General features: G+C 67.5%; 17 protein-coding genes. 14 read left to right on the forward strand and 3 right to left on the reverse strand.

The window, feature by feature from the left end; genetic code table 11:
• Nucleotides 1-57: 57 nt before the first annotated feature.
• The 4 genes from CSW59_RS16350 to serA all read left to right on the forward strand — a co-directional run bounded on the left by CSW59_RS16350 (nucleotide 58) and on the right by serA (nucleotide 3,915).
• A complete protein-coding gene (locus tag CSW59_RS16350) occupies nucleotides 58-390 on the forward strand; it encodes a hypothetical protein (RefSeq protein ID WP_099445029.1) in 333 nt (110 codons plus the stop codon).
• 59 nt (nucleotides 391-449) lie between these two features.
• Nucleotides 450-872 carry a hypothetical protein gene (locus tag CSW59_RS16355; protein ID WP_099445030.1) on the forward strand — a complete coding sequence of 141 codons (423 nt, stop codon included), beginning with the start codon at nucleotides 450-452 and terminating at the stop codon, nucleotides 870-872.
• A gap of 135 nt (nucleotides 873-1,007) precedes the next feature.
• On the forward strand, nucleotides 1,008-2,183 hold the full coding sequence (locus CSW59_RS16360) for a phosphoserine transaminase (protein ID WP_099445031.1): 1,176 nt from the start codon (nucleotides 1,008-1,010) through the stop codon (nucleotides 2,181-2,183).
• Between the two features lie 151 nt (nucleotides 2,184-2,334).
• Complete coding sequence (serA, locus tag CSW59_RS16365) at nucleotides 2,335-3,915, forward strand: phosphoglycerate dehydrogenase (protein ID WP_099445032.1); 1,581 nt, start codon at nucleotides 2,335-2,337, stop codon at nucleotides 3,913-3,915.
• A 131-nt stretch (nucleotides 3,916-4,046) separates the two neighbouring features.
• On the opposite strand, the gene CSW59_RS16370 is transcribed toward serA, so the two are convergent.
• The 3 genes from CSW59_RS16370 to CSW59_RS16380 form a co-directional block, all read right to left on the reverse strand.
• Complete coding sequence (locus CSW59_RS16370) at nucleotides 4,047-4,472, reverse strand: OsmC family protein (protein WP_099445033.1); 426 nt, start codon at nucleotides 4,470-4,472, stop codon at nucleotides 4,047-4,049.
• Nucleotides 4,473-4,521: 49 nt separating this feature from the next.
• On the reverse strand, nucleotides 4,522-5,946 hold the full coding sequence (locus CSW59_RS16375) for a cytochrome P450 (protein WP_099445034.1): 1,425 nt from the start codon (nucleotides 5,944-5,946) through the stop codon (nucleotides 4,522-4,524).
• A gap of 99 nt (nucleotides 5,947-6,045) precedes the next feature.
• A complete protein-coding gene (locus CSW59_RS16380) occupies nucleotides 6,046-6,243 on the reverse strand; it encodes a hypothetical protein (RefSeq protein ID WP_099445035.1) in 198 nt (65 codons plus the stop codon).
• A gap of 282 nt (nucleotides 6,244-6,525) precedes the next feature.
• Here CSW59_RS16380 and CSW59_RS16385 point away from each other — a divergent pair, with 282 nt between their 5' ends.
• The 10 genes from CSW59_RS16385 to CSW59_RS16430 all read left to right on the forward strand — a co-directional run bounded on the left by CSW59_RS16385 (nucleotide 6,526) and on the right by CSW59_RS16430 (nucleotide 22,430).
• The gene (locus CSW59_RS16385) at nucleotides 6,526-7,488 is read left to right on the forward strand and encodes an acetyl-CoA carboxylase carboxyltransferase subunit alpha (RefSeq protein ID WP_099445036.1); all 963 of its coding nucleotides are present in this window, start codon (nucleotides 6,526-6,528) and stop codon (nucleotides 7,486-7,488) included.
• Nucleotides 7,489-7,589: 101 nt separating this feature from the next.
• Nucleotides 7,590-8,567, forward strand: a complete 978-nt coding sequence (locus tag CSW59_RS16390; protein WP_099445037.1) for a nitronate monooxygenase family protein — start codon at nucleotides 7,590-7,592, stop codon at nucleotides 8,565-8,567.
• Between the two features lie 292 nt (nucleotides 8,568-8,859).
• Nucleotides 8,860-9,963, forward strand: a complete 1,104-nt coding sequence (locus tag CSW59_RS16395; RefSeq protein WP_201722826.1) for a calcium-binding protein — start codon at nucleotides 8,860-8,862, stop codon at nucleotides 9,961-9,963.
• An 824-nt stretch (nucleotides 9,964-10,787) separates the two neighbouring features.
• The gene (locus CSW59_RS16400) at nucleotides 10,788-11,219 is read left to right on the forward strand and encodes a hypothetical protein (protein WP_143755007.1); all 432 of its coding nucleotides are present in this window, start codon (nucleotides 10,788-10,790) and stop codon (nucleotides 11,217-11,219) included.
• A complete protein-coding gene (gene bcsQ / locus CSW59_RS16405) occupies nucleotides 11,220-11,975 on the forward strand; it encodes a cellulose biosynthesis protein BcsQ (protein ID WP_099445040.1) in 756 nt (251 codons plus the stop codon). It begins immediately after the preceding gene.
• A gap of 2 nt (nucleotides 11,976-11,977) precedes the next feature.
• A complete protein-coding gene (gene bcsA / locus CSW59_RS16410) occupies nucleotides 11,978-16,393 on the forward strand; it encodes a UDP-forming cellulose synthase catalytic subunit (protein WP_099445041.1) in 4,416 nt (1,471 codons plus the stop codon).
• Nucleotides 16,390-20,172: a cellulose synthase subunit BcsC-related outer membrane protein gene (locus tag CSW59_RS16415; protein WP_099445042.1), complete on the forward strand. Its 3,783-nt coding sequence runs from the start codon at nucleotides 16,390-16,392 to the stop codon at nucleotides 20,170-20,172. Before bcsA ends, CSW59_RS16415 begins: the two co-directional genes overlap by 4 nt.
• Before the next feature lie 9 nt (nucleotides 20,173-20,181).
• Entirely contained in the window at nucleotides 20,182-20,691 is a 510-nt protein-coding gene (bcsD, locus tag CSW59_RS16420) for a cellulose biosynthesis protein BcsD (RefSeq protein ID WP_099445043.1), read from the forward strand.
• Complete coding sequence (locus CSW59_RS16425; protein WP_161495063.1) at nucleotides 20,681-21,745, forward strand: glycosyl hydrolase family 8; 1,065 nt, start codon at nucleotides 20,681-20,683, stop codon at nucleotides 21,743-21,745. Before bcsD ends, CSW59_RS16425 begins: the two co-directional genes overlap by 11 nt.
• 253 nt (nucleotides 21,746-21,998) lie before the next feature.
• A complete protein-coding gene (locus tag CSW59_RS16430; protein ID WP_099445045.1) occupies nucleotides 21,999-22,430 on the forward strand; it encodes a hypothetical protein in 432 nt (143 codons plus the stop codon).
• The last annotated feature ends 337 nt before the right edge of the window (nucleotides 22,431-22,767 follow it).

Here is a 22,767-nt window from a genome sequence, read left to right on the forward strand (position 1 = left end):
TTTTCGTTAACTTCCTATTTACCGTCTTTCTTAGTGTTTTGTTTACGGAGAGCGGGCGTGGAAAAAGTGTTTGTTGCTCAACGGGTCGCGACGAAGTTGTTTGCGTCGGAGAAGGCCGTGGACGCTGCCATGGTGCAGGTCTCGGAGATGATCGCCGAACTGGTGCAGGCGCGTAAGGACATGGGCCTGTCGGCCACGGTCGGAAATGACGCGACGGCCAAATTCGCCGAAGCGATGCAGGCGCTGGCCTCGGCCCGCACCTCGATCGTCGAGGCCCACGCCCAGCTGGACGAAACGCGCCTGCGCGTTGGCATCCGCACCAAGCTGGCCGGTTTCGAGGACAAGGACGCCTATCCGGCGGTGCAGGGGGTCCTGCGCGAAGTCGGGTGAACTTAAGATTGCAATAGTTTAATACAAAAGGCCTCTAATCACGGTTAGAGGCCTTTTTCATGTTCCCTTCTGCTTCAGTGATCCTTGGGTTGCTCATCTTCGTCCTTGTCTGCGTGTTCGCGTGGGTGAAGGGCGGAGCGGCCGAACGCGCGGCGGCGACCCTGATTCTTTTTTCGATCCTGGCGAATTTCGCGATCCATGCTTTCACGCCGAAGGAGACCCAGAGCTTCCTGTTGCTGGGTCTCGACGGTTTCCTCGCGGCGAGTCTGCTATTGCTGGCGCTGCGCTATGCAAGCTTCTGGCTGGGCGGCGCGGTGATGCTGCAGGCGGTTCAGTTCAGCCTGCACGCCTACTACCTGGTCACCGAAATGCGCCACGACCGCAACTATGCGGTGGTCAACAACCTTGTGACCTATGGCTTGCTGCTCTTGATCCTTCTCGGGACGGTGCGTGCGTGGCGTTCGCGGAAGTCCGGAAAATAATTCCTCCAGCGCGCCGACACTCCGGCGAGGCGCGACAAATCTCTCCTTGCCTTTCGCCCGCGAACAGGGTTTCTCGCCGGCGGGCCACGCCCCCCAACGGGGCGCAGTCCATCTGTAAGGATGGGAGACATCGCTATGACCACGACCCTCGCCAAGCCGGCGATCCGCCCGGCTCGCCCCGAGTTCTCTTCCGGCCCCTGCGCTAAGCGCCCTGGCTGGACCCCCGAAAATCTCAGAAACGCTGTCCTGGGTCGGTCGCACCGCTCCAAGCTTGGCAAGGCGCGCCTGAAGGCCGCCATCGACCAGACGCGCGAAGTGCTGGAAGTCCCGGCCGACTTCCTGATCGGCATCGTCGCCGGCTCGGACACCGGCGCCGTCGAAATGGCGATGTGGTCGATGCTGGGCGCGCGCCCCGTCCAACTGCTGGCCTTCGAGTCCTTCGGCAAGGACTGGGTCACGGACGTCACCAAGCAACTGAAGCTGCCCGACGTCGAGGTGCTGAGCGCCCCGTACGGCCAGCTGCCCGACACCTCCAAGGTCGATCCGGCCAAGGACCTCGTCTTCACCTGGAACGGTACGACCTCGGGCGTGCGTGTGCCCAACGCCGACTTCATCTCGGCCGACCGTGAAGGCATCACCATCTGCGACGCCACCTCGGCCGCCTTCGCCCAGGACCTGGACTGGGCCAAGCTGGATGTCGTGACCTTCTCCTGGCAGAAGGCGCTGGGCGGCGAGGGCGCACACGGGATCCTGATCCTGTCGCCGCGCGCCGTGGCCCGCCTGGAAAGCTACACGCCGGCCTGGCCCATGCCCAAGCTGTTCCGCATGACGAAAGCCGGCAAGATCGCCGCCGACATCTTCGAAGGCGCGACGATCAACACCCCGTCGATGCTGTGCGTCGAAGACGCCCTGGACGCCCTGAAGTGGGCTTCGTCCATCGGTGGCCTGCAGGCCATGCAGGCCCGCGCCGACCAGAACCTGAAGGTCCTGGCCGACTGGGTCGCCAAGACCCCGTGGGTCGATTTCTTGGCCGCCACGCCGGAGATCCGGTCGAACACCTCGGTGTGCCTAAAGGTCGTGGATCCCAAGATCTGCGCCCTGCCGGACGATGCTCAAGCCGACTTCGCCAAGAAGCTGGCCAGCCTGCTCGAGAAGGAGGGCGCGGCCCTCGACATCGGCGGCTATCGCGACGCCCCGGCCGGCCTGCGCATCTGGTGCGGCGCCACCGTTGAGGCTTCGGACCTCGAGGCCCTGACGCCCTGGCTCGACTGGGCCTTCGCCACCGTCTGCGCCGAACTGGCCGCCGCTTAAAGCCCTTTACGGGCCCCCTCCGCGCTGCGCGCTCCTCCCCCAGAGGGGGAAGAAAGATCGCGCTTCCCCTTCCTCCCCCACCCGGGGGAGGGGGACCGCCGAACGGCGGTGGAGGGGGCTTCCCCACCCCATTCTCCGCAAGGAAACCTCCATGACCGCTCCCCGCGTCCTCATCGCCGACAAACTCAGCCCCGCCGCCGTCGACATCTTCAAGAACCGCGGCCTGGACTTCGACATCAAGGTCGGCCTGTCCAAGGACGAGCTGATCGCCGTGATCGGCGACTATGACGGCATCGCCATCCGCTCGGGCGCCAAGCTCGACAAGGACGTGATCGCCGCCGCCCACAAGCTGCGCGTCATCGCCCGGGCCGGTATCGGCGTCGACAATGTCGACATCCCGGCCGCCACGGCCAAGGGCATCGTCGTGATGAATACGCCGTTCGGCAACTCGATCACCACGGCCGAGCACGCCATCGCCATGATGTTCGCCCTGGCCCGCCAGATCCCCGCCGCCGACGCCTCGACCCAGGCTGGCAAGTGGGAGAAGAACCGCTTCATGGGCGTGGAGCTGTACGCCAAGACCCTGGGTTTGATCGGCGCCGGCAACATCGGCGGCATCGTCGCCGACCGGGCTCTCGGCCTGAAGATGAAGGTCGTGGCCTACGACCCCTTCCTCTCGCCCGAGCGCGCCGTGGAAATGGGCGTCGAGAAGGTCGAGCTGGAAGACCTGCTGGCTCGCGCCGACGTCATCACCCTGCACACCCCGCTGACCGACAAGACCCGCAACATCCTGTCGGCCGAGGCCCTGGCCAAGACCAAGAAGGGCGTGCTGATCGTCAACTGCGCCCGCGGCGGCCTGGTCGACGAGGCGGCTCTGCGCAAGCTGCTGGACGAGGGTCATATCGGCGGCGCAGGCTTTGACGTGTTCGTCACCGAGCCGGCCAAGGAAAACCCGCTATTCGGTTCGGACAAGGTCGTGGCCACGCCGCACCTGGGCGCCTCCACCTCGGAAGCCCAGGAGAACGTGGCCCTGCAGGTCGCCGAGCAGGTCAGCGACTATCTGCTGACCGGCGCGGTCACCAATGCCCTCAACAGCCCCTCGATCACCGCCGAAGAAGCCCCCAAGCTGAAGCCGTTCGTGGCCCTGGCCGAAAAGATCGGCGCCTTCGCCGGCCAGATGGTCGACTTCGGCATCAAGGCCATCGACATCGCTTTCGAGGGCGAGGTGTCGAACCTCAACGTCAAGCCGATGACCTCGGCGGCGCTGGCCGGCGTGCTGAAGCCGATGCTGGCCGAGATCAACATGGTTTCGGCCCCGGCCGTGGCCAAGGAGCGCGGCATCACCGTCTCCGAGAGCCGCCAGGAAGTCAGCCCCACCTATGACAGCCTGATGCGCGTGACCATCACCACCGAGAAGGGCAAGCGCGCCTTCGCCGGCACGGTGATCGCCGGCGCGCCGCGCATCGTCGAGGTCAAGAGCATGGAGCTGGACGCGGCCTTCTCGCCGGCCATGCTGTACATCAACAACCTGGACAAGCCGGGCTTCATCGGCGCGCTGGGCGGTCTCCTGGGCGAGGCGGGCGTCAACATCGCCACCTTCAACCTGGGCCGCATGGCCGCCGACGAGGACGCCATCGCGCTCGTGGGCGTCGATCAGGCCCCGGACGCGGCCCTGCTGGCCAAGATCCAGGCTCTGCCGCACGTCAAGGAAGCGCGCGCGCTGACGTTCTGAGACGAAGTTGCTCCCCCGCTCGCGGGGGAGCTGTCACGGAGTGACTGAGGGGGCTAATGCTGACTGGGCCGAGTTGGCCCCCTCCGACCCTCCGGGCCACTTCCCCCGCATGGCGGGGGAGGAACTGGTCCTCAGTTCCCCCCCACCGTCGTCACCACCCGCGCGCCTTTCGTCAGCAGCTGGTGGATCGGGCATTTCTCGGCGATTTCGAACAGGCGCTCCAACTGCTCGTCGCTCAGGTCGCCCTCGATGGTGATCACGCGCTCGAAGCGCTCGTGCGGGGTCTGGTCCTTGTCGAAGTGCGAGAAGACCTCGACGTGCATGTGGCTGATCGCCCAGCCCTTGCGGTTGGCGTAGAGGCGCAGGGTCATGGTGGTGCAGGCCGCCAGGCCCGCGGCGACCAGCTCGTGCGGATCAGGGCCCAGGTCCAAGCCGCCCGAGGCGACGGCGATGTCGGCGACGATGGTCGAGGGGCCGGCCGTGACGAAGGTCTGCAAGCCGCCATGGCCGCTGTCGGTGGCGGTGGCGAACGGACGGGTGCGCAGGTCTTCGGTCATGGCTCTTCCTCGGAAAAGGGTCGCTAGCTGAGCCTTCCTACCATCCCGCTCAAGGCCGCGCTTGCACGATCGGGGTCAGCACGAAGTCCGGCTCGTGGTCGGGACCCAAGGTGATCGAGGCGACCGGGATCACCGGTCGATCGTCCGCGAGTCCGATCTCGACCCTTGCCAACACGGTCGCCAGGATGATCTGGGCCTCGGCCAGGGCGAAGCCCGCGCCGATGCAGACGCGGGGGCCGCCGCCGAACGGCAGAAAGGCCTCCATACCCCACGGATGCGGTTGGTCCAGAAACCGCTCGGGCCGGAAGGCGGTTGGTTCGTCCCACAGCTTGCGATGCCGGTGGATCAGCCAGGGGCTGATGGTGACCATGGCTCCGGCCGGGATCTGATGGCCCAGCACCGTCTCGTCGGCCAGCGCCTGGCGGCCGAAGGTCGGGGCGGTGGGATAGAGGCGCAGGGTCTCGAACAGCACCGACCGCAGTAGCGGCCAGGCCTTGAGGTCGTCGAGACCGTTCACGCGCTCGACCGCGGAGGCCAGGACTTCGGTCCGCACACGGTCTTGGGTCGAGGGATCGCGGGCCAGCAGATAGGCCGCCCAGAACAGCAGGCGCGAGGTCGTCTCGAAGCCCGCCGCCAGCATCGAGCTGCACTGGTCGCGGATTTCCTGGTCGGGCAGGGGGCGGCCGTCCTCGTCGCGCGCCGCCAGCAGGCGGTCCAGCAGGTCGCCCGGCCGATCGTCCGACTCCGGGCCGGCCTTGCGCTGGGCGATCAGGGCGTCGACCTCGGCCAGCCATCGCGACCCCAGCCGGCGGCGTTCGCCGTCCACGAAGGTCAGGTCATCGAGCCCCCGGGCGGCGAAGTCGAGCAGGCTGAAGTGCGCGGGGCCCTCCACATAGCGCCGCGCGATCTCCGCGAGCACCGCGCCTTCCCGGTCGGCGCGGCGCGAGAAGAGCGCACGCAGCACCGCATCGAGCGTGGCGTGATGGAAGGCCTCGGACAGGTTGGCTCGGTCTTGGCCCGTCAGCCGGTCGGCCAGGCTGCCGCCCGCCGCGACGAAGTGGGGCAGCAGACCGCCGATCGCCGCCGGGGTGAAGACGGGCGCCAAGCTCTTGCGCTGGCGCTTCCAGGTTTCGCCCTCGGTCAGCAGCAGGCCCTCGCCGACCAGGGGCTTGAGCGGCCGGCCCAGCTTGATCGGCCGGCGGAAGTTCGGCGAGGCTAGCACCTGGCGCACGCCGGCCGGATCGCTGACCACCAGACCGGGCTGCCCCATGAAACGGAAGGGGATGATCAGGTTGTCGAAATCGGCCTCGGCCCAGGCGCCGACCAGATTGCGGCTCATCTCCCAGGCAATGCGCAGGTCGCCGAAAGGTAGGGCCGCCAAGGGACGGGGGTGCACTTTAGGAGCGGGAGGGATCAGCGGCCCAGAACGCAGCAGAGCGTCGTGGGCCTTCGCGTCGCGGACTGAAACGTCCATGGAGCGGCCTTCCGGAGAGCGGGGCGCTAAAGAGGCCCCATCCGGAAACACAGCCTAGCGCCGCTCACAACGCGACGCAATAATTCATCGGGCGCTGAATTACGCCGCCGCTGCCTGGGCCGATACGTCGAACGCGCGCTGGGAACCGCGCCACACTTCCACGAAGTCGCAGCGGCGGTGCATGTCCAGCAGCTCGAACGCCCGAGCGCGCGCGGCGCGGTCGTCCGCGCAGGGCGTGACGTCGAAGCGGGGGACCGAGCCGTCGGACTCGACACAGAAGAAGGTGAACACCTGCATGGGAACTGTGCGCTCTCATCAGGCGGGACCGCGCATATTCGATGGCGGGAGCCGCAGTGGGCGCGGGTCGGCTTCCGCGCCCCGCTGCAAAATCAACATAGGACTCTATGTCGCGATTCACCAGACCAAGAGAGTCCTGAATCGAGACTCACCTGTTGATCAAGCCTGTGGATAAATCCCGGCGGATTCGGGGCCATTCCCTGACGGAATCTCGCCTCTTTCCCTCGGAGGATTCCGCCACTAGGTTCGCACCCTTTCATTCACGGCGACGTTTGAGAGTCCATGGCCGCCCATTATCTCGATTTCGAACGTCCGATCGCTGACCTGGAAAGCAAGATCGAAGAGCTGTCCAAGCTCTCCGAGACGGCCGGTCCTGGCGCGTTCGACCTCGAAATCCAGGCCCTGCGTGACCGGGCCCAGGAGCTCCGCAAGGAGGCCTACGCCAACCTCGACGCCTGGCAAAAGACCATGGTCGCGCGGCATCCGCAGCGGCCGCACCTGCGCGATTATGTCGCGGGCCTGATCGACGAGTTCGTCGAGCTGCGCGGCGACCGCAAGTTCGCGGACGACCAGGCGATCGTCGGGGGCCTTGGTCGCTTCCGGGGGCAGCCGGTCGTGGTCATGGGCCACGAGAAGGGCCACGACACCACCACCCGCCTGAAGCACAACTTCGGCATGGCCCGCCCTGAGGGCTACCGTAAGGCGGTCCGCCTGATGGACATGGCCGAGCGTTTCAACCTGCCGGTCATCACCTTCGTCGACACCGCCGGCGCCTATCCGGGCCTGGGCGCGGAAGAGCGCGGTCAGGCCGAGGCCATCGCCCGCTCGACCGAGCGCTGCCTGACGCTCGGCACCCCGATGGTCGCCACGATCGTGGGCGAGGGCGGCAGCGGCGGGGCCATCGCCCTGGCTGGCGCCAACCGCGTGCTGATCCTGGAGCACTCGATCTATTCGGTGATCTCGCCGGAAGGCGCGGCCTCGATCCTGTGGCGCGACGGCGCCCGGGCCAAGGACGCGGCGACCCAGATGCGCATCACCGCCCAGGACCTGATCAAGCTGGGCATCGTCGATCGCATCGTCGACGAGCCAGCCGGCGGCGCCCACTCCAACTCGGAAGTGGCGATCCAGGCGGTCGGCGACGCGGTCGAGGAAGAGCTGAAGGCCATGGCGCACATGAGCGCCGAGCAGCTGCGCAAGCAGCGGTCGGACCGCTTCTACGCGATCGGCCGCGCGGGCCTGCAGTAGGAGGCCAGATCCGCCCCGCGATGCGGGGGAGGATCAAGGCTTGCCTGACCTAAGGGCCGCCTCGCCATAGTTCCCTCAAAACCAGAGGGAGGCCGCGCGCCATGGCGATCAAGACCCGTTTCACCGAGCTGTTCGGCGTCGAGCATCCGATCGCCCAGGGCGGCATGCAGTGGGTCGGCAAGGCCGAGCTGGTGGGCGCCGTGGCCAACGCCGGGGCGCTGGGCTTCCTGACCGCCCTGACCCAGCCGACGCCGGAAGCGCTGGCCAAAGAGATCGCCCGCACGCGTGAGATGACCGACAAGCCGTTCGGGGTGAACCTGACCATCCTGCCGGCCATGACCCCGCCGCCCTACGCCGAGTACCGGGCGGCGATCATCGAGAGCGGGATCAAGATCGTCGAGACCGCCGGCTACAAGCCCCAGGAGCACGTCGATCACTTCAAGGCCCACGGCGTGAAGGTGATCCACAAGTGCACCGCCGTCCGCCACGCTCTGTCGGCCGAGCGGATGGGCGTCGACGCCATCTCGATCGACGGTTTCGAGTGCGCTGGCCATCCGGGCGAGGACGACATCCCGGGCCTCGTCTTGATCCCGGTGGCCGCGGAGAAGGTGAGGATCCCGATGATCGCCTCGGGCGGCTTTGGCGACGCGCGCGGCCTGGTCGCGGCCCTGGCCCTGGGCGCTGACGGGGTCAACATGGGCACCCGCTTCTGCGCGACGGTCGAGGCGCCGATCCACGAGAACTTCAAGCAGACCATGGTCGCCAATGACGAGCGCGGCACCGACCTGATCTTCCGCACCCTGCACAACACCGCCCGCGTGGCCAGGAATGCGATCAGCCAGCAGGTCGTGGCCATAGAGCGAGCCGGCGGCGCCAAGTTCGAGGACGTGGCGGACCTGGTGAAGGGCGCGCGGGGTCGGGAAGGGCTGGAGAGCGGCGACGTCGACCACGGCGTCTGGACCGCCGGCATGGTCCAGGGGCTGATCCACGACGTGCCGACGGTGCGCGAGCTGGTCGATCGTATCGTCTCCGAGGCCGAAGCCCTGATCCGTGGCCGCCTGGCGGGCATGGTGTCCTAGACCGACCAAATGACAGGCTGGGAGGCCGTTTCGCCGATGCCGCCTAGGGCTTCCTTCCTAGGAAGGCCGGATCTGACGACGTCTCCGCTGGGCGCGTCGACTTGGCTTTGCGGGCGCCTGGTAAGTCTTGGATGACGTTCGCCGATCCCCAGATTGAGGAGGGACGGGGCGTCATTTTGTCGCAAATCCATCGTCAAGGCCAAATGGCCCAGTTCAAGGGCTCGACGGCCGCGCTCGCAGGCTCTATCGACCCTCGAAAGCTAGATTTTCCGCGTTTCCTGGGGGCATGACCATGGCGACCTACACCTTCTCCAAGATCACGGCCGCCGAAGCGCAGCGCTTCAACATCCTCAGCTACGACACCCTGGTCTTCACGACGGGATCTGCGACGGACGTGACGATCGCGTTCAATCCGCAATCGAATGGCTATGGGACCTACACCCTGACCCTGGGCGCGCGTTCGGTCACCTTCCCGCAGGCGGGGGTCAATTTTGGCCTGCCGGCCGCCGCTTCGGCGGACCGCATCCAGTTCTCCGACGGCTCGCAACTGTTCATCGGCGGGGGCGACAGCGATTCCTACGAGCCCACGGCCGACGAGGCTTTGCGCGTCATCGCGGCGTTCGGCGGCGCGGGCGATGACGTACTGACCGGCGGCGACATGGGTGACCGCCTCGTCGGCGGCGCTGGCAGCGACGTGCTGGACGGCGCGGGCGGCAACGACAGTCTCGATGGCGGCGACAGCGGCGACACGCTGTTTGGCGGTGATGGCGACGACACGCTGGAGGGCGGCGTGGGCGGAGATGTGCTGGCGGGCGGCTCGGGCGCCGACAGCCTGAGCGGCGGCACGGGCAACGACGCGCTGGACGGCGGTTCCGGTAACGACACCCTGCGCGGCGGCTCGGGCGCCGACACCCTGACCGGCGGCCGCGGCGACGACACGCTGGACGCCGGCGTTGGCAATGACAGCCTCGTGGGCGGTGTCGGCAGGGACATCCTGCTGGGCGGCGCCGGCGATGACACCCTGACCGGCGGCGCGGGCGCCGACACCCTGACGGGCGGGGCGAGCGCGGATGTCTTCGTGTTTGGCGCGTCGGATTCGCTGACGTCCGCGGTGGATCGCATCACCGATTTCGACGGTGAGGATTCCATCGACTTCCAAGGTCTGGCGGCCGCCACGACCGCGACCTACCAGCTGCTGGCTGGCGCGACCTCGTTCGCGACCGCCCTGGCGGCGGCCAATGCGGCCTTCACCGCCACGGCGGCGCTGATCTATGTCGGCGTGCAGGTCGGCGATGACTTCTACATCTTCGCCGATACTCTGGGCGAGAACGAGGTCGGCGCGGCGGTCGTGCTGGAGGGCGTTTCCGGCTTTGACGCACTGACGGGGATCATTTAGGCCCCCGCCCCCGCCTGCTGCATCGTCTGGGGCTTAAAGCTCAGCGCCAGAGGTCGATCCCTTAAACTTGGGCCGAGAGGCTTCTAGGACGTGCGCAGGCCGCGCCGCCGAGATCTTTGACGCCGGGTCTGCATGGTAAATATGCTTTAAGTCAAAAATCCAGACCCGGGAGGCCCTGGCTAGCCGTCGGGACCTTGCCCAAGCGCCGGGCTCCATCTACGCGCAATCGCTTGCCTGTCTTGGGATCGCCCACCACGTTGCGCCTTCTGCGCGCGACAGGGATGCGACAATAGAACGCGTGGGTTCGGCCTGGGATGTTGCCGCGACTGCCCGTATACCGGGCCTTGTAGATAGTGCGGAGAATGTTCCAGTAATCTGAGCGACTATTTTGCAGTAGAGCTTGTTGGATAACGTTATTCATTGAAATGAATTTCGCGTCCAGGTCGCATATTTCTTCTGGTTGTCTCTCAGGTTTACCCGAATTGGGTTGTATAAAGTTGGCTTTCAGTTCGAGGCTCTTGACCCAGGGTGCTTGCGATAGTGTACATGCGTTTACCTTGTTGTGTTGTGCTCAAAGGTTGTTTGGGCTGAGCTGAAGGGTGAACAAGCCGTTAATAAAAAGAAACTGTGGGTTGCAACTTTACTTTTTGGGGCGGGGGCTTGCATCGTCGAACTCTGTACAGTTTCAGCGCTCCATTGGGTCGGCGACGCAGAAAGAAACAATTTCAAGCCTTGCGCTTTGAAGTTGTGGGCTTAGATCAAAAGTTTCTGACGCATCTCTAGTCTTGCAATCGCTGCACTGATTGGAACGAAGGAATTGGCCGGTGAGCGACGTTAGCGCGTTGATGGATAAGTTGAAGGCGACCGTCAGCTATAAGCAGTTCGACGCGCCGCCCGCTTCGGAGCAGGCTTGGCCTGTTCTTGAGAAGATGGCGCGGGCCAAGAGCGCGTTGTCCGAGCCTGTGTCTCAGGTCGCGGCGGCGAGCGCTGGCGATCAGATCGCCCCCGCCGCCCCTGTCGCGGCTCCCGTCGCCGCGCCAGCCAGTGCGCCCGCGCGCATGGCTGACGTTCTCGTTACCGAGGCTCCCGCAGAAGGGTCGCTGTTCGAGCGCCTGCAGGCCGACGCCGCGCCTGCCAAGAGCGCCGCTTTTGGCCGCTACGGCGCCGCCCAGACCGCCCGGGCCGCCAAGACCGCCGAGGCCGAACCGCAAGCCCTTTCGGAGATCTTTGAGCGGATCGGGCGGAAGGCGCTCTAGATGGTTCTTGTTGTCGTGTCGTCGCCCAAGGGGGGCGTGGGAAAGACGACGCTTGTCGCAAACCTGGCCGTGGCTCTGAGCCGCCGGGGGCGACGCGTCACCGCCGTCGATTTCGATTCCCAGAACGCGCTGCGCTTCCTGCTCGCGCCGCATCATGAAGGCGATCTGGGCGTCGCGCGCTGCACCGCGCGCGGCCTGCCGTGGTCGGACGCCATCGTCAGCGGCGTCGAGGGCGTCCGCGTCGCGCCCTATGGCGAGGCGACGACGGCCGAGCGCCTGCTCATGAAAGACCTGTTGGTCCAGGAAACGCTGTCGGGCGCCTTGGCGGGTCTGGCCCGCGCGCCCGACGAAATCGTGATCGCCGACACGACCCCGGGCGAAGGACGCATGCAGGAGCGTCTCGAAGCCCTGGCCGACGTCAAGCTGATCGTGCTGCTGGCCGACGCTGGCTCCATGGCGCTGGTGCCGACCTATCGCGACGGCCTGATGCTGCGCCCGCTGTCGGAGCGACCCGACACCTTCGGCGTCCTCAACCAGGTAGATCCGCGCCGCCGGCTCAGCCGCGACATCGCCGACTTCATTTCCGTCCATGCGGCCGAGCGCTTCATCGGCGTCGTGCACTATGACGAAGCCTTGGCCGAGGCCGCCGCGCGCGGCGAGCCGGTGGTCGGGGCCGCGCCGGGCAGCGTGGCGGCGCTGGACATCGACACGATCGCGAGTCGTCTTGATCGCCTGACAGCGCCGGGATCCTACTGACCATGAACATCCAGGGGGCATCGGACCTCGGCGAAGGCCTTTTTGGCCGCGTCGCGGCGTCCGCGCCGGCGCGCTATGCGATCTTCGCGCTGGCGGCGATCGTTGTCTTGCTGGCCGTCGTCGTGCCGCTGGACACCAATGGGCAGCTGATCTTTGGCCTGGGCGTCTTCGCCGTCGCCGCCGCCATTGGTCAGCTCAGCGACAGCCGGAAGATGACCATCGGCCTGGTCGTGGTCTCTACGGCCTTGTCGACCAGATACCTATGGTGGCGAACCACCCAGACTCTGCACTTCGACAATCCCCTGGCCACCGGCCTGGGGATCGGTCTTTATCTGGCCGAGCTCTATGCCTGGCTGATCCTTGTTCTCGGCTATGTGCAATGCGTCTGGCCGCTGGACCGCAAGGTTCGGGAAATCTCCGGCCCGCCCGAGACCTGGCCGACCGTCGACATCTACATCCCGACCTATAACGAGAGCCTCGAGATGGTGCAGGACACCGTCTTCGCGGCGATGGATCAGGACTATCCGCCCGATCGCTTCAAGGTCTACATCCTCGATGACGGCCGTCGGCCCGAGTTCGAAGAGTTCGCGCGCAAGGCCGGCTGCGGCTACATCACCCGCAACGACAACAAGCACGCTAAGGCTGGTAACCTCAACAACGCCATCCCGCAGACGACGGGCGAGCTGCTCTGCATCTTTGACGCCGACCACGTGGCGACGCGCGCCTTCCTGCAGCTGACCGTCGGCTGGTTCCAGGCCGACCCACGGTTGGCGCTGATGCAGACGCCGCACTACTTCTACTCGCCCGATCCGGTGCAGCGGAATATCCGCGCCGTGAAGGACATCCCCGGCGAGGGCGACCTGTTCTACGGCGTGGTCCAGAAGGGCAACGATTTCTGGAACGCCACCTTCTTCTGCGGCTCCTGCGCGGTGATCCGTCGCGAAGCCCTGGAGCAGACCAACGGCTTCGCCGGCGAGACCGTCACCGAAGACGCCCACACCGCGCTGAAGCTGCAGCGCATGGGCTGGAACACGGCCTATCTGAACACGCGTCTGTCAGCGGGTCTGGCGACCGAGCGCCTGGCGCTACACATCGGCCAGCGGGCCCGGTGGGCGCGGGGCATGACCCAGATCTTCCGGATCGACAATCCGATGCTCGGCCCGGGCCTGACCCTGGGTCAGCGCCTCTGTTACCTGAACGCGATGCTGCACTTTCAGTTTCCGCTGCCGCGCATCGTGTTCCTGACCTCGCCGCTGGCCTATCTGATCTTCGAGCAGAACATCATCGCCGCCGGGGCCTTCACGATCGTCACCTACGCGATCCCGCACCTTCTGCTGTCGGTGCTGGTCAATGAGCGCATCCAGGGAAAGTATCGCCGCGCCTTCTGGGGCGAGGTTTACGAGTCGCTGATCTCGTTCCACCTGGTGGGGCCGACGATCCTGCCGCTGTTCGACCCGAAGAAGGGCAAGTTCAACGTCACCGACAAGGGCGGGCTGCTCGAGGAAGGCTATTTCGACTTCAAGGTCCTGCTGCCGCTGCTGATCACCACGGGCCTACTGTTCGGCGCGATCGGTTCGGGGATCGCCAAGTTGCTGCTACCGCAGTATTTCGACGTTCAGCTGGGTACGATTATGCTTAACGTCGCCTGGTCGAGTTTCAGCCTGCTGATCCTGATCACGGCGATCGCGGTGGGACGCGAGACCCGCCAGATTCGCAAGCACGAGCACCTGGGCGTTGTGCTGCCCACGCGGCTCTATTTCGACGACGGCCATGTGCTCTCCACCGAGACGATGAACATCTCGATGGGCGGCATGGCGGTGCCGGCGCCGGACGACGAAGTTATCGAGGGGCGGACCGTGACCCACGTAGAGGTGTTCGCGGCCGAGAAGACGTTTGGATTCCCGGTTAAGATGTTGGGAAGCGGGAAGGGCGGGCTGAGGTTTATGTTCACGGAAATGACGCTGGAATCGCGGCGGCAACTGGTGCGGGTGGTCATGGGCCGCGCCGACGCCTGGCCGTTGATCGACGATCACGTTTCCTGGTCGGCCTGGCAGTCGTTCACCGACCTGTTGCGCGCCTCCATCTCGATCCTGCTGTGGTGGCGCTATCGCGACACCCCGCGCGCCTCGATCGCCTACAAGCGCGCCGGGCCGACGGCCGTCGTCGCGCTGCTGGCCCTGGGGCTGGGCCTTGGCCTGCTGAGCCCGAGCCAAGGTCACGCCCAGGCCGCGCGCGCCACGGCTCCCGCTGCGGCGGCCGCGCCCGCCAAGGCTCCGCCCGCTGGCGTGCGCACGATCTCCATGACGCTGGAGGACCTGAAGGTCAGCCGCCCCCTGCGCCTGATCGGCTCGGCCGGCGAGGCTGGCATTCCGGTCAACCTGCGCCAGGACGAGGTCGTCACCCAGGCCCAGCTGACCCTGAACTTCGCCTATTCTCCCACGCTGCTGGCCGATCTCAGCCATCTGACCGTGCTGATGAACGACGAGGTGATCGGCACCGTGCCCCTGACGCCCGACGGCGCCGGCGGCGTGGTCGTCAACCTGCCGATCGACCCGGGCCTGTTCACGAACGAGAACCGCCTGGGCTTCCGCTTCATCAGCCACTACACGCGCAGCTGCGAGGACCCCCTGCACTCGACGCTGTGGGCCAATATCAGCAACACGCGCAGCCGACTGACCCTGACCCTGCAGCAGCTGTCGGTGGGCGACTCTCTGGCCCGTCTGCCCGGCCCCTTCTTCGACGCGACCGAAGGCCGTCAGTTGAAGTTGCCGTTCGTGTTCGCCGGCGCGCCGAGCAATGAGCTGATCGCCGCCGGCGCGGCCGCGGCCTCGTATTTCGGCATGTCGGCCAGCTTCCACGGCTTCTCGTTCCCGGTGTTGTTCAGCGACCTGCCGGACGGCAACGCCATCGTGCTGGCCCGCAGCGGCAGCCAGATCGGCGGCTGGGTCGCGCCCCAGGTGGCCGGCCCGACGATCAGCCTGGTTCGCAATCCGCGAAACCCCTACGCCACCCTGCTGGTGATCACCGGCGCCTCTGACGAGGACGTGCTGGCCGCGGCCCGGGTGCTGGCCGCCTCGCCCAAGAGCTTGTCGGGCCAGAGCGCCCAGATCACGCCGCAGCCAATCGCCCGTCGCCAACCCTATGACGCGCCACGCTGGGTCGACACGCGCCGTCCCGTGCGGCTGGGTGATCTGGTGGGTCAGTCAAACCTGGAAGGGGCGGGTCTGCGTCCTGGCCTGCTGACGGCGGAGTTCCGCACCGCGCCGGACCTGTTCTTCTGGCCGCGTCCGGGCGCCAAGTTGAACTTCGGCTATCGCTATCCGGCGGGGCCCTGGCTGGACTATTCGATGTCGCGCCTGGATGTGCTGGCCAACGACAAGTACATCCGCTCGATCCCTCTTCGTCCAGAGCGGACCGCCGCCAAGGTGCGTGACGCGATCGGCGTGTCGGCCCTCCAGAACTCGGCCTCTGTGGATATCCCCGGCTACAATATCTTCGGGGAGAACCAGCTGCAGTTCTATTACGACCTGCACGGCATCAAGAAGGGCGCCTGCCAAGGCATGCTGCCGGTCGGCATCCGGGTCGGCATCGACGCCGACTCCACGCTGGACATGACCGGCGCGCACCATTTCTCGCGCATGCCCGATCTGGCGTTCTTCGCCAGCTCCGGCTTCCCGTTCAGCCGCGTCGCCGATCTGTCGGAGACCCTGGTCCTGATCCCGCAACAGCCGCAGCCGGATACGCTGCAGGCGCTGTTCACCCTGATCGGCCGCATCGGCGACTCCACCGGCGCGCCGGCCGTCGCCCTCACCATCGCTCGCCCGGGCGAGGCGCCCAGCCTGCGCGGCCGGGACATCCTGGTGGTTGGCCCGCTCTCCCTGGCCTCGCAGGCCTCTGAGCTGTTCCAGAGCGCTCCGGTGCGGGTGGAAGGCAGCCAGCTGCGCGTAGTGTCGACCTCGCCGATCTCGCGCCTGTTCTCGCGCTTCGGCTCCAATGTCGACCAGCGCAACCCGGTTGCCGCCGATGCGGCGCTGGTCACGGTCAGCGATTTCGCCGGCGTCTCCAGCTGGCGTTCGCCGTTCGACAAGAGCCGCGTGGTGGTGGCGGTGCTGGCGGCGACGCCGTCGCGTCTGCCCGAGATCGTCAATTCGATGGATAAGCCGGAAGCCAACGCCGCGATGCAGGGCGATCTGGCCATCGCCACCGACAAGAGCTTCAACAGCTTCCAGGTGTCGCCGGGGTTCTGGTCGGGTCATCTGCCCTGGTGGGTGGCGATCATGTGGTGGTGCAGCCGCAATCCGTTGGTGCTGGCCCTGGCGGTGATCGGCGCGTCTCTGGTAATCGGTTTGGGCTTCTGGGTCGTGCTCCGCGCCCTTGAACGCAAGCGTCTGGCCGACAGGGAAGTGGACCCGCGATGAGAGCGATCGCCTGTATCTCGCTGGCGTCGAGCCTGATGGCCTCGACGGCCATCGCCCAGGTCCAACCTAAACTGCCCAGTGACAAGCCTGCGGCTCAGCCCCTGGTCCCCGGCGCCAAGACGCTGAAGCCGGAGGTGGCGACGCCACCGGCCGCTCAGGGCGCCAGTCAGGGCGGGGTTGTGCAGGCGCTGCTGAACCAGGCGGCCAGCCAGCGTAAGCGCGGCCGCAAGGATCTCAGCCTCCAGGCCCTGCAACGGGCTCTCAGAGAGAGCCCGAACAATCCGCAGGTGCTGCAGCGCCTGGCGTCCTACGCCATCGAGGACGGCGACGTCGGGGCCGGCGATCGCTGGACGCGGCAGCTGCGCGCCGCCACCAGCGCTTCCGACCCGCGGGTCGTAGCGCTGGACAAGGCGCTCAAGGCGCGTTCGGCCATGTCCAACGCGAGCACCCAGGACGCCGCGGTAATCGACCCCCGCGAGGGCCGGACCGACACCAGGCCCTCGGCCCCGATCGACCCCAGCGGCGCCTCGCGCGCGGCCGGTTTCGAGGCGCTGGAGCGCAAGGATCTCGCTGGCGCCGAGCGTCTATTCAACCAGGCCCTGCGCGAGCGGTCGAGCGATCTGGACGCCGCCGGCGGCCTAGGGATCATCCGCCTGCAGCAGGGCCGTTTCGCCGACGCCGAGACGCTGCTCAAGCGCGCCAGCGGCGGCCCGTCGGGCGCCCAGCGCTGGGGCGAGGCCCTGCGTTCGGCCCAGTTCTTCTCGACCCTCTCGCGCGCCCGCGCGGCTTATGAGGGCGGCCGCTATGCTCAGGCCGAGCAGGACGCTCGCGTCCTGGCCAATAGCCAAAGCCCCGACCGCATCGAGGCTCAGGTCCTTTTGGGTCAGTCCCTGGTCGCCCTGGGGCGGCCCGCCGACGCCGAGACCGCCTTCCGCGCCGCCCAGGCGAGCGCGCCACAGCGCCCGGAGGTCATCTCGGGCCTCGCCCAAGCCCTGGCTGATCAGGCCCGCTACGACGAGGCCAGCGAGGTCGCCGCGAACCTGACCGGCCCCGCCGCCGGCCAGACGCGCGCGGCGATCGAACGCGCCCGCGCCAACGAGCTGCAAAAGCGTGGCGACACCTTCGGCGCCGGCGCGGCCCTTTCGGCCGCCCTGAGCGCCAATCCGAACAATCCGTGGTCGCGCTACGACTACGCCCGGTTCCTGGCCGAGCAGGGCCAGGAGGCCGAGGCCCAGTCGCTGATGGCGGCGCTCTACCAGTCCAGCGATCCCGAGGCCCTGCAGGCCGCCGCGCTCTATTCGGAATCGCGCGGCCGCAACGACGAGGCCATCGGCCTGCTGCGCCGTGTGCCCGACGCCAGCCGCACCCGCGCGGTCAAGGACCTGATCGCCCGCGTCGAGGCGCTCAGCACGATCGAACAGGCCAAGCGCTGGGGCGCCCAGGGGCGGCCGGTCGACGGCGTCAGCCTGCTGCGCGGCCTGATGTCCCGCACCTCGCCCAGCTTCGGCGTGCGGGGCCGCATCGCCGAGACCCTGCTGGACCTTGGCGACAGCTATCAGTCCACCGCCCTGGCGATGGAGGCCTCGCGCCAGCCGCCGGCCAGCTTCAAGCCTTCGGAGGCCTCGGGCTTCCTGGCGGTGTTGGCCCAGACGGGTCAGGACGCGGCCGCGATCAACCTGCTCAACGCCGCCGCTCAGCAGCAGCCCCAGAGCGAGTATCGGACCCTGGCGGCGCTCTACAGCGCCCGCCGCGCCGACCGCCTGCGCCTGGCGGGAGACTTCGCCGGCGCCTTCGACACGCTGTCGCAAGGCTTCACGGTCGCCCCGCGCGACCCGACCCTGCTGTCGGCCCTGGCCCGCCTGTACGACTCCGGCGACCTGGCCCCGCAGGCGGCCCAGACCTACGACGCCCTGCTGTCGATCAATCCCAGCGACTCCGAAGCACTGGCCGGCTCGGCCCGCGTGGCGGTCCGAACGGGCGAGTACGACCGCGCCAGCGACCTGTTGCGCCGGGCGATCACGATCCAGCCCAACAACGCCGACCTCTACTATCAGCTGGGCCAGATGGAGCAGGCGCGGGGACGCGAACGCGCGGCCCTGAAGGCGTTCGAGCGCGCCCAGAGTCTGCTGGCGCGCGGCCAGGGCGGCGCTCCGGGCGCGCAGCCTGGCGTCGCCGGCGCCCTGGGGGCCAATCCGTTCGCTGCTCGGGCGATCGCCCAGGCCGCGGACGCCCCGACCTATGGCGCGCCGGCGACCTCCGCCGCGCCGACCTACGCTCTGCCGCAGATTTCCAATCCCGCCGCCGCGCCGGTCCAGGCCTATGCGTCCTACGCGCCAGCTCCCGCGCCCGCGCCGTTCCAGAGCTTCTCGCCCATTCCGTCGAACGCGCCGCAGAGCGATTTCGGCGCGATGGACCAGGGGCTGAGCCTGCCGGCCAATTCGAATCCCGTCGCGACCCCGGCTCCCTCGGCTCCCGCCTATCAGGCCTCGCCCTACGCGGCTTCGACTCCCGCCGCCCTGGCCCCGCTGCCGACGCCGGCCCCGGTCTATGCGCCGCCGCGCGCCTACGCCGCCGCCTCGGGCCGGACGCAGGTGGTCGGCGCCGCGTCCGACGCGACCGCGCCGCTGCCGACCAAGGTCGGGCGCGAGATCGCCGCGCTGCGCCAGTCGACCGCCCCGCAGCTGGAAGGCGTGGCCAACATGCGCGCTCGCAGCGGCGAGAAGGGCACGAGCCGCCTGTTCGAGGCCAACACCCGCATCGCCGCCTCGGTCTCGCCTTTCGGCGTCGGCCGTCTGGGCGTGGCGGTCAATCCGGTGATCATCAGCTCCGGCGCGCCCGCCCAGTCGGCGGTCGCCAACATCGGGACCAACCCGCTGGTCAACGCCGAGGCGATCGTCGCCGGCGCCACCATCGTCCTGCCCGCCCTGGACAGCCGCAGCGAAGCCGGCGCGGGGGTGTCGCTGTTCTACGACTCTGGCCCCATCTCGCTGGACGCCGGCGTCACGCCGCTGGGCTTCATGCGCAAAAGCTTCACCGGCGGCCTGACCGGGCGTCTCGACATCGGCGAGGCCCAGGTGCGGGCCACGGTCGAGCAGCGTCCGGTGACCGACAGCGTGCTGGCCTATTCCGGCGACCGCGACCCGCTGACAGGCGTCGAGTGGGGCGGCGTGATCAAGCGTAACGCCAGCCTGGGCGCCTCGGCCAACTTCGGCTCGGCCGGCGCCTATCTGGACGCGGCCTACCGCCACCTGACCGGCCTCAACGTGGCCAGCAACACCGGCTATGAGATCAACGCCGGGGCCTATTTCCGCCCCATCAACAGCGATGGCGACCAGCTGCAGATCGGCCTCAACGCCAATATGCAGGCCTATGACAAGAACCTGCGCTTCTTCAGCTTTGGCCAGGGCGGCTATTTCAGCCCGCAGCAGTTCGTCAGCCTGGCCCTGCCGGTGTCGTATGAGATGGATCGCGAGCGCTGGCGGGCCAAGGCCGCCTTCAGCGTCGGCGTTCAGTCCTACAGCGAAGACAGCTCGCCGATCTTCCCCAACAACCCGGCGGCCCAGCAGGCCATCGAGTCCTACGCCGCGTCCGACAATACGGTCCTGGCGCGCTACGACTCGGCCAGCAAGACCGGCATCGGCCTGACCGGCCTGCTGCAGGGCGAGTACAAGTTCCGCGGTGGCTCGGCCGCCGGCGGCGAGGTCTCGCTCGACACCTTCGGGATCTACAATGAGTACAAGTTCCGCTTCTACCTGCGGCGGATCCTGGCCAGCCAATAGGAACGACCGATGTTGAAGAGCCTTTCCTCCCGGACCGCCGCGCCGGAAGCCGCCAAGGTCGCCGACACCGCCGACCTGCGCTACCTGGCCGCCCGCCAGTTCAGCGCCCAGTGGCGCGCCGTCATGCTGGCCATGGCCGACGAGCTGTTCGAGAACTTCAGCGCCCAGGAGGCCTGGGGCTTCTACCGCCAGATCGGCCTGCGGGTGTCGCGCTCGGTGGCCCTGCCGCCGGTCAAGACCCTGGACGAGCTGGAAGCCTCGCTGAACGTCGTCCTGGCCGAGATGGACTGGGGCTATGTCTCGCTGTCGCTGGCCGACAGCGCCATCGCCATTCGCCACCGCGCCTATCCGGGCCAGCACCTGGAAGACGCCAGCGGCCACTGGCGCCGCGCCTTCTGCGCCCTGCTGGAAGGCGTCTACACCGTCTGGCTGCAAAGCCAGGGCGGCCGGCCGGAAATGACCGCCACCCATCGCGAGGGCGCCAGCGATGACGTCCTGGAATTCTCGTATGGCCTCTAGACGGGGGGTCATGCTGCTGATGGCCGCCGTCCTGGGCTTTCAGGCGGTGACCATGAGCGCCTGCGCCGCGCCCGCGCCGGGCAACTGGACGGACTACAAGGCTCGCTTTGTCCAGTCCGACGGGCGGGTGGTCGACACCGGCAACGGCGATGTCAGCCACTCCGAGGGCCAGGGCTTCGCGATGATCATGGCCACGGCCTATGATGATCAGGCGACCTTCAAGAAGATGTGGACCTGGACCGACAAGACCCTGTCGCGGCCGGACACGCGCCTGTTCAAGTGGCGGTACATCCCCACTGGCGACCTGCGCACCCCCGATCCGAACAACGCCTTGGACGGCGACCTGCTGATCGCCTGGGCCCTGCTGCGCGGCGGCGAGCGCTGGAAACGTCCTGAATACCTCGAGGCCAGCGCCCAGATCCGTAGCGCCATCCTGAGCAAGCTGCTGGTCCGTCAGGGCGATCGCACGCTGCTGGTCCCGGGGATGGACGGTTTCGTCAACGCCCACGGCATGATCTTCAATCCGTCCTACGCGGTCATGCCGGCCCTGGACGCCTTCGCCGCGCGTGAGCCCAAGTCGCCCTGGCCGATGGTCCGCGACCAGGCGCTGAAGGCCATTCGCGACGCCCGCTTCGGCGCGACCGACCTGCCGGTCGACTGGGTCAAGGTCGACCCCGCCGGCGCGATGTGGACCGATCCGGACCGTCCGCCGCGCTTCGGCTTCGAAGCGATCCGGGTGCCGCTCTACATGTGCTGGTCGGGTCGTTGCGGCGATCCCGCCCTGCAGTCGGTCAAGCGTTGGTGGTCCTCGTTCCGCGCGGCGGGCAAGCCGGCCCCGGCCTGGATCGACGTGCGCACCGGCGAGGTGGCCCCGTTCGCCGCCTCGGTCGGCGCGGCCAGCGTCGCGGACCTGGCCCTGACCGGCAAGGCCTCGACCGCGGCGGTCCAGAACGAGGACTACTACTCCTCTTCCCTCTTGATCCTCAGCCAGATCGCCGCCGACGAGCGCCGCGAGAAGGGCAAGCCAAGCCCCGCGTCCCAGCCCAAGCGCTGATCCCGCCACCAAGCCTCGCCATGCGCCATTAGGTCGCCGTGCAGATAACGGTGATCTGAAATATGATCTCGATGAGTGCTCGTGTCGGCGGCGAGTGTGATTTTGATTACACTCCAAGGTATGCCGACCGGCGTGCGCCTTACTAGTTTTGGGTCGGCCGGCGATGGTTCTTTGCAAAATCTCGTGTTAACGACGTTTTACGCGAGATGGATCCGACGTGTCGGGTCAGCTTGACGACAGGCGGAGATTTTCCATGTCCGGAAACGCAGCGAAAGGACCGACGACGCGATCGTCCGTTCCTCGCGCGCTCGCGCCCTATCTGATCCTGCTGGCCTTCGTGGCGTTCCTGGCGGTGGGCTACCACCCCAGCGCCAAGTCCGCGCAGATCGAGACCCCCCTGGCCCTGCCGCGCATCCGCCAGATGGAGCTCACCGGCGCTCAATGGACCGTCAAGCGCCAGATGGAAGTCTGGGACAACGTCGCGTTCCGCAACGACCACATCGAGCACCGCCAAGGGCGCGTGGCGGTCTGCGGCGAGGTCCGCCTGGGCTCCGACGCCGAGTTCCAGCCCTACATCGTCGTCAACGGCCGCGCCGCCCTGGCCGCCGACACCCAGAACGAGCTGCACTCGGTGTGGGTCGAGATCTGCTCGGTTGGCGAGCCTGAGCCGCAGGCGACGCTGTAAAACTCGCGCGCATTCCGCTGAAATCATCTTCTTTCGCCATCCAGGCCGGAAGACCGCATAGAGAGCGGTGGCGTTGGGACCATGGGTCCTAAGACGGCCGCTGCGCCGTTGATCCCGAGGGACTGGAGCGGCTTGAGGGCGCCGCCGCCTATGCCGAGTAGCGCTAGATTGGGAGCCGATCCTGCGGGGCCGGCGCCGCACTCAAACCTGACCCCTTGAGGCGCCAGTTCGCCGGGCTGCACCGCTACTCACCGATCAAGGCATACCATTGACCGAGCCTGGGTGGACGGGCGTGCAGCGAACGGGTCAACTCACGCCATGCCAAGCCCATCTCTCA

Origin of the sequence: Caulobacter sp. BP25, assembly GCF_002737755.1 — a bacterium.
In the GTDB taxonomy this organism is placed as follows: Bacteria; Pseudomonadota; Alphaproteobacteria; order Caulobacterales; family Caulobacteraceae; genus Caulobacter.

Coding starts and splice junctions, on each gene's coding strand:
- CSW59_RS16355 (WP_099445030.1), top strand. CDS start 450: ATGTTCCCTTCTGCTTCAGTGATCCTTGGGTTGCTCATCTTCGTCCTT.
- CSW59_RS16360 (WP_099445031.1), top strand. CDS start 1,008: ATGACCACGACCCTCGCCAAGCCGGCGATCCGCCCGGCTCGCCCCGAG.
- serA (WP_099445032.1), top strand. CDS start 2,335: ATGACCGCTCCCCGCGTCCTCATCGCCGACAAACTCAGCCCCGCCGCC.
- CSW59_RS16370 (WP_099445033.1), bottom strand. CDS start 4,472: ATGACCGAAGACCTGCGCACCCGTCCGTTCGCCACCGCCACCGACAGC.
- CSW59_RS16375 (WP_099445034.1), bottom strand. CDS start 5,946: ATGGACGTTTCAGTCCGCGACGCGAAGGCCCACGACGCTCTGCTGCGT.
- CSW59_RS16380 (WP_099445035.1), bottom strand. CDS start 6,243: ATGCAGGTGTTCACCTTCTTCTGTGTCGAGTCCGACGGCTCGGTCCCC.
- CSW59_RS16385 (WP_099445036.1), top strand. CDS start 6,526: ATGGCCGCCCATTATCTCGATTTCGAACGTCCGATCGCTGACCTGGAA.
- CSW59_RS16390 (WP_099445037.1), top strand. CDS start 7,590: ATGGCGATCAAGACCCGTTTCACCGAGCTGTTCGGCGTCGAGCATCCG.
- CSW59_RS16395 (WP_201722826.1), top strand. CDS start 8,860: ATGGCGACCTACACCTTCTCCAAGATCACGGCCGCCGAAGCGCAGCGC.
- bcsQ (WP_099445040.1), top strand. CDS start 11,220: ATGGTTCTTGTTGTCGTGTCGTCGCCCAAGGGGGGCGTGGGAAAGACG.
- bcsA (WP_099445041.1), top strand. CDS start 11,978: ATGAACATCCAGGGGGCATCGGACCTCGGCGAAGGCCTTTTTGGCCGC.
- CSW59_RS16415 (WP_099445042.1), top strand. CDS start 16,390: ATGAGAGCGATCGCCTGTATCTCGCTGGCGTCGAGCCTGATGGCCTCG.
- bcsD (WP_099445043.1), top strand. CDS start 20,182: ATGTTGAAGAGCCTTTCCTCCCGGACCGCCGCGCCGGAAGCCGCCAAG.
- CSW59_RS16425 (WP_161495063.1), top strand. CDS start 20,681: ATGGCCTCTAGACGGGGGGTCATGCTGCTGATGGCCGCCGTCCTGGGC.
- CSW59_RS16430 (WP_099445045.1), top strand. CDS start 21,999: ATGTCCGGAAACGCAGCGAAAGGACCGACGACGCGATCGTCCGTTCCT.